Source organism: Myxococcus sp. AM011, assembly GCF_013372595.1.
Classification (GTDB): Bacteria; Myxococcota; Myxococcia; order Myxococcales; family Myxococcaceae; genus Myxococcus; species Myxococcus eversor.
In genome coordinates, this window is the sequence record NZ_JABXEM010000448.1 from 1 (window position 1) to 5,012 (window position 5,012).

Annotated in this window: 5 protein-coding genes; 1 reads left to right on the top strand and 4 read right to left on the bottom strand. The window is 71.1% G+C overall.

The features are described 5' to 3' along the window. Nucleotides 1-639: energy transducer TonB (locus tag HUW62_RS45745; RefSeq protein WP_176438023.1), on the top strand; the 639-nt coding region annotated here is incomplete at its 5' end. 40 nt (nucleotides 640-679) lie between these two features. On the opposite strand, the gene HUW62_RS45750 is transcribed toward HUW62_RS45745, so the two are convergent. From HUW62_RS45750 to HUW62_RS45765, 4 genes are all read right to left on the bottom strand, one after another. After that, nucleotides 680-1,786: a sensor histidine kinase gene (locus tag HUW62_RS45750; protein WP_163864519.1), complete on the bottom strand. Its 1,107-nt coding sequence runs from the start codon at nucleotides 1,784-1,786 to the stop codon at nucleotides 680-682. After that, nucleotides 1,783-2,496, bottom strand: a complete 714-nt coding sequence (locus tag HUW62_RS45755) for a response regulator (RefSeq protein ID WP_163864518.1) — start codon at nucleotides 2,494-2,496, stop codon at nucleotides 1,783-1,785. The genes HUW62_RS45750 and HUW62_RS45755 overlap by 4 nt, the downstream gene beginning before the upstream one ends. Beyond that, nucleotides 2,471-3,664: a sensor histidine kinase gene (locus HUW62_RS45760; RefSeq protein ID WP_163864517.1), complete on the bottom strand. Its 1,194-nt coding sequence runs from the start codon at nucleotides 3,662-3,664 to the stop codon at nucleotides 2,471-2,473. The genes HUW62_RS45755 and HUW62_RS45760 overlap by 26 nt, the downstream gene beginning before the upstream one ends. A gap of 194 nt (nucleotides 3,665-3,858) precedes the next feature. After that, complete coding sequence (locus HUW62_RS45765) at nucleotides 3,859-5,004, bottom strand: SRPBCC family protein (RefSeq protein ID WP_368670644.1); 1,146 nt, start codon at nucleotides 5,002-5,004, stop codon at nucleotides 3,859-3,861. Between the last annotated feature and the right edge of the window lie 8 nt (nucleotides 5,005-5,012).

The following is a 5,012-nucleotide window of genomic DNA, read 5'->3' on the forward strand; positions in this document are numbered from 1 at the left end:
GACACACAGAGCATCGTCCGCACGGAGCTGCCCCGGACGCCCTATTCGCTGGACGTGGAGCCGGCGGCTCCCGCCATCGCCCTGGAGAGCGCGCCTGTCGCCCCCGTCCAGGTGGCCGAGGCTCCTCCCCAGGTGGAGCAGCCCCTCCCGACGCCGGTCCCCGTGGCCACCACGCCCAGGCCCGCGCAAGACGGCGTCTTCGCGCTCGGCCCCGGCATCACCCCGCCCCGCTTCCTGTCCGGGAGCAGGATGCACTTCGCGGACCTGACCCAGCACATGCGCTCGCGCATGTCCGCAGTCCCCAAGGGCGCGGTCGTCACCCGCTGCACCATCACCGCCGAGGGCTCCGTCACCGACTGCAAGTCGCTCCAGGGGCTCTCCGGCCTGGAGGAGGGCGTCATCCGCGCGCTCACCACGTGGCGCTACGAGCCCGCGACGCTCGATGGCAAGCCCGTGCCCGTGCACTACGAGTTCGACATCTGGTTCACCAACGAGCCCGGTGGTGGCATGGACGAGCGGCGTCAGGTCGCCAGCGCGGACAAGCCGGGCAAGCGCGCGGACGGCTCCAACCAGAGCGCCTGCATCCTCTGCGCGAGCGTCTCCGCGTCCAGCCTCGCGGCTCCTCCGCTGGGCTTCTGAACCTCTCCAGCGGGTGACGCCGGTGCGGCGCGGGCCTTCCCTACCGCGCCACCGGCAACCGCAGCAGGAAGCGAGCGCCCCCTCCGGGCGCCGTGCCCACCTCCAGCGTCCCGCCGTGCTGCGTGACGATGGCGTGGACGATGGGGAGCCCCAGCCCGGAGCCCTGGACCTTCGTGGTGAAGAAGGGCTCGAAGATGCGGTCCCTCACCGCCTCCGGGACGCCCGGGCCCGTGTCGTCCACCGTGAGCCGCACCCGCCCCTCCTCCGCGCCGACAGTCAACGTCACCCGGCCTTGCGCGGGCGTGGACTCCAGCGCGTTGAGGCACAGGTTGATGAGCACCTGCCTCAGTCGCTCCTCTTCGCCGGACAGCGCGGGCAACGTCGCCTCCGGAATGACGTGCGACAGCGTCACCTTCCGCGTCTCGGCCTGACTGCTCAAGAGGTCCACCACGCGGCGCACCAGCGCCTTCACGTCCACGGAGCCGGGGCGGAACTCCCGGGGACGGGCGAACTGGAGGAAGTCCTCCAGGATGTGGTCCAACCGGCGAATCTCGTCGCGCACCAGCAGCAACGGCTCCAGGAGCGCGCCCTGCTGTCCGTCGGGCAGCCTGCGCACGCGACGCTCCAGCACGGATAATTGGAGCGCGGCTGCGTTGAGCGGGTTGCGAATCTCGTGCGACAACCCCGCCGTCATCGTCCCCACGGCGGCCAGCTTCTCCGTCACCTGCGCGCGCCGCGCCAGCTCGCGCTTCTCCGCGTGCAGCCGCACCTGTCGCATCGCCTGCTCCAGCGTGAGGAGCAACTCGCGCGGCGCGCATGGCTTCATCAAGTACGCACACGCCCCCGCGCGCACCGCCGCCACCGCCGTCTCCAGCGTGGCGAAGCCCGTGAGCAGCACGACTTCGGAGTCCGGCGCACCCACCTTCAGCTCCGCCGCCAGCGCCGTCCCGTCACCATCCGGCAGGCGCAGGTCCACCAGCGCCACGTCGAAGCCCTCGCGCGCCTTCTCCCGCGCCCCCCGACACGTCGACGCCGCATGAACCGCGTAGCCCGCGTCCCCTAGCAACTCCCCCAGGTTGTCGAGAAACGCCGCGTTGTCGTCCACGACGAGGACGCGAGAGGGAGGCTGGGCCGTGGGCTCGGTCATGGCCGGGCCTCGGGGCGCTCGGCGTACTTCGACTCCAACGCGCCGATGAGCGCTCCCGTGTCGAAGGGCTTGGAGAAGACCTCCACGCCCACGTCCAGCGGAGCCAGGTCCGGCCACGCCGTCATGACGAAGGTGGGCAGGCTCGGATAGCGCGCGCGCAGCCTCCGGAGCGTCTCGCCGTCGGGCCCGCCGGGCATGCGCAGGTCCACCAGCGCCGCGAAGGGCGCCGCGCACGAGAGCAGGTCCGCGTCCAGCACCGACGCCACCGTCACACATGAAAAACCCCGCGCGCGCAGCACCTCGGAGAGGTTGTCGCTCAGCGCCGGGTCATCCTCCGCCACCACCACCAGCCCGTCGCGCCGCGCACTCGCCAGCAGGCCCATCAGCATGGAGATGGGCACGGGCTTGGGCAACACCGCGAGCAGGCCCTCCCGCCGCGCCGTCTCCAAATCGTCCTCGCGGGGATAGGCCGTCATCACCACCGCGGCCAGGCCCGGGTCCACCCGCCGGATGCGGCGCACCGCGTCCGCGCCGCTCATGCCGGGCATGCGCATGTCCGTCACCAGCGCGTCGAAGCGCGTGGTGCCCACTTCGCGCAGCGCCTCGTCACCGGAGACGACGACGGTGGCCTGGTGGCCCTCGTCCCGGAGGATCTCCGCCAGGTTCTCCGCCAGCGCCCGGTTGTCATCCAGCAGGAGGTAATGGCGCATGGGGCCCCTCCTCGGGCGTGCTGGGAAGCTGAATCACGAAGCGGGCTCCGGCCCCCGCGCGCGGCGCGTAGGTGATGGTGCCGCCATGCCGCTCCAGGATGCGCCGGACGAGCGGCAGGCCCAGGCCGATGCCCCGCGCCTTCGTGGTCATCAGCGGCTCGAAGAGGCGTCCTCGAATGACGTCGCTGACGCCCGGCCCCGAGTCCTCCAGCACCAACTCCACCCCACCGGACTCGCGTGTGGCGCCGATGAGCGTCACGTCGCCACCCGACTCCTCCAGCGCCTGCACCGCGTTTTCCAAGAGGTTGACGAACACTTGGCGCAGCTGCCCGGCGTCTCCATGCACCGGCGGCAGCGCCACCAGTCCCTCCGCGGTGACGCGGACCAGGTCCGGCCGGGCCACGGCCTTGAGGGCCTCCTGCCAGACCTCGTCCAGCCAGACCTCCTGGCGTTGCAGCGGCCGGTCCCGAATCATGTCCAGCAGGTCGGACACGATGTGGTTGGCGATGCCCACCTGCTCGCCGATGCGGTCCAGGTGCTTCGTCGTGCGCTCGTCAATCGACGGACCCGCGCGGCTGCGCAGGATGTAGAGCGAGGTCTCGATGACGCCCAGCGGGTTGCGCAGCTCGTGGCCGATGGAGCCCACCAGTTGGCCGAAGGTCGCCAGTCGCTCGTGGCGCGCCTGCTGCGCGAGCAGGTCCTCGCGATACGTGTGGAGCATGATGGCCAGCTCCAGGTCCAGGATGCGCCCCAGCGCCGCGCGGGCGCCGTGCAGCGTCTCCGGCTGGTCCAGGTACGCCGAGTCGATGATGGCGTTGAGCTCCTGGCGCAGCACATTCATCGCGCCGAACATGTAGTGCTGCGGCAGGGAGATGCGCACGTGCATCCGGCCGATGCGGCAGCGCAGGGCGTAGTACGCCTCGTCCCATGGGCCCCGCAGGAGCTGGTCCATCCACACCTGCAACGTGCCGCGCAGGTGCCCCACCTGACTCTCGCCGCCCTCCAGGGCCCGACGCGCGCCCTCGTGCTCCAGGATGCGGTCGTAGAAGACGCGAGCGATGCGGGGGAAATGCGGATGCGCGATGGCGTGGAGGCCGACGAGTGACTGCTCGTCCCGCGCTCCAAAGCCCACGTACCGCTTCAGCTCCTCGAACAAGGTTTCCGCCATGGTTTCAGGGCCCGAGATTAACCGCTCGCCCCGCATCGGAGGAGGAACTCCGAAGCAAGCACCACGCCAGTCACACGGGGGCGAAACGGCCCCGGTGCGCGCAAGAATTGCGCACCCATCGACGCGGAGCCGGGGGTGCGCAAATCCCGCGGGAGCTGGCGACCCGGCCGCCCGCCCTCCCTCCGAGCGGGGCCTCAGTGCATCAGCGACGGTCGACCGCGCCCTGTCGACAGGGACTCGCGCGTCACCGTCTCTCGCCCCGTGGCCTTGCCTCGCTCCAACAGGGACTTCAGGCGCAGCAGGTCATCATCCATCTGCCGCTTCGGGTCCACGCCCAGCATGCGCGCGAAGGCATGGCCGATGGCGCCCGCGGGCGGGTTGTACGAGAGGCGGATGTCCACCCGCGTGCCGCCCTTCGGCGTGGGCTCGAAGTGGATGACACCCGCGTTCTCCACGGACGTGCCCTGCACGCTCTTCCATGCGAGCAGCTTGCCGGGCACGCGCTGCGTGACGACGGCCTGCCATTCGAAGTGGAGACCCGCGGGGCCCTTCACCTTCCAGTGCGAGCGGCCCTCGGTGTCGACGCGAAGCTCATCCACGTGCGTCATGAAGCGAGGGAAGTTCTGCATCGCGTCCCAGAACGCGAAGACCTCCTCCACCGGCGCGTTCACCGTGATGTCCTTGTGCAGGGTGATGGCGCGGGGTCCCACGCCGAGGCCGGTGAGACTCCGCAGGTCCAGATTGCTGAGCGCGCGCAGCCCCAACACCAGACCTCCCGCGCCGAGCAACCCCCCGAGGATGCCGCGCCGCTGGATGGCTCCCGACGCGAGCGACAGGGCCCCGAGCGCGCCGAAGAACCGCGCGGAAGGAGACCAATGCGCCGGGCCGAAGGTCCGCGACGGTCCCCCCCGCGCGCGCCCGCCCTGAAGCTCGGACCGACGCGTCGAGTCCGCGAAGGGCAGCAGCCGGTTCTCCACGCCGCGCACCCCGCGCACGCGCCGGATGAACGGCACCACGCGCTTGAGCTCCTCGAGCAGGATGGAGCCCTCCAGTGACACCACGCCATCGCGCGCGGCCACCTTCACGGAGCCCGGATGCGAGCACACGCGGCCCAGCGCGGAGCGGACGCGCTCGGCGAGCGTCACGTCGTCCACCGTCTCGGAGCGGAACCGGCCGATGGACTCCAGGAACAGGCCCCGTGAGCGCTGGGCCAGATCCCTCTTCACGACACCCGCCGCGCTTCCAGCTTCGTGGGCGGCGTGCACCGCCTTGCCTTGCAGGTGGGACCTGCGCCACCGGCCACTGCGTGGATCCGTCCAGTACATCAACCCCACGCCCACCCCCAGCC

Bases quoted from the DNA above. Each gene is read 5' to 3' on its own strand.
- HUW62_RS45750 (WP_163864519.1), bottom strand. From the start codon at position 1,786: ATGACCGAGCCCACGGCCCAGCCTCCCTCTCGCGTCCTCGTCGTGGAC.
- HUW62_RS45755 (WP_163864518.1), bottom strand. From the start codon at position 2,496: ATGCGCCATTACCTCCTGCTGGATGACAACCGGGCGCTGGCGGAGAAC.
- HUW62_RS45760 (WP_163864517.1), bottom strand. From the start codon at position 3,664: ATGGCGGAAACCTTGTTCGAGGAGCTGAAGCGGTACGTGGGCTTTGGA.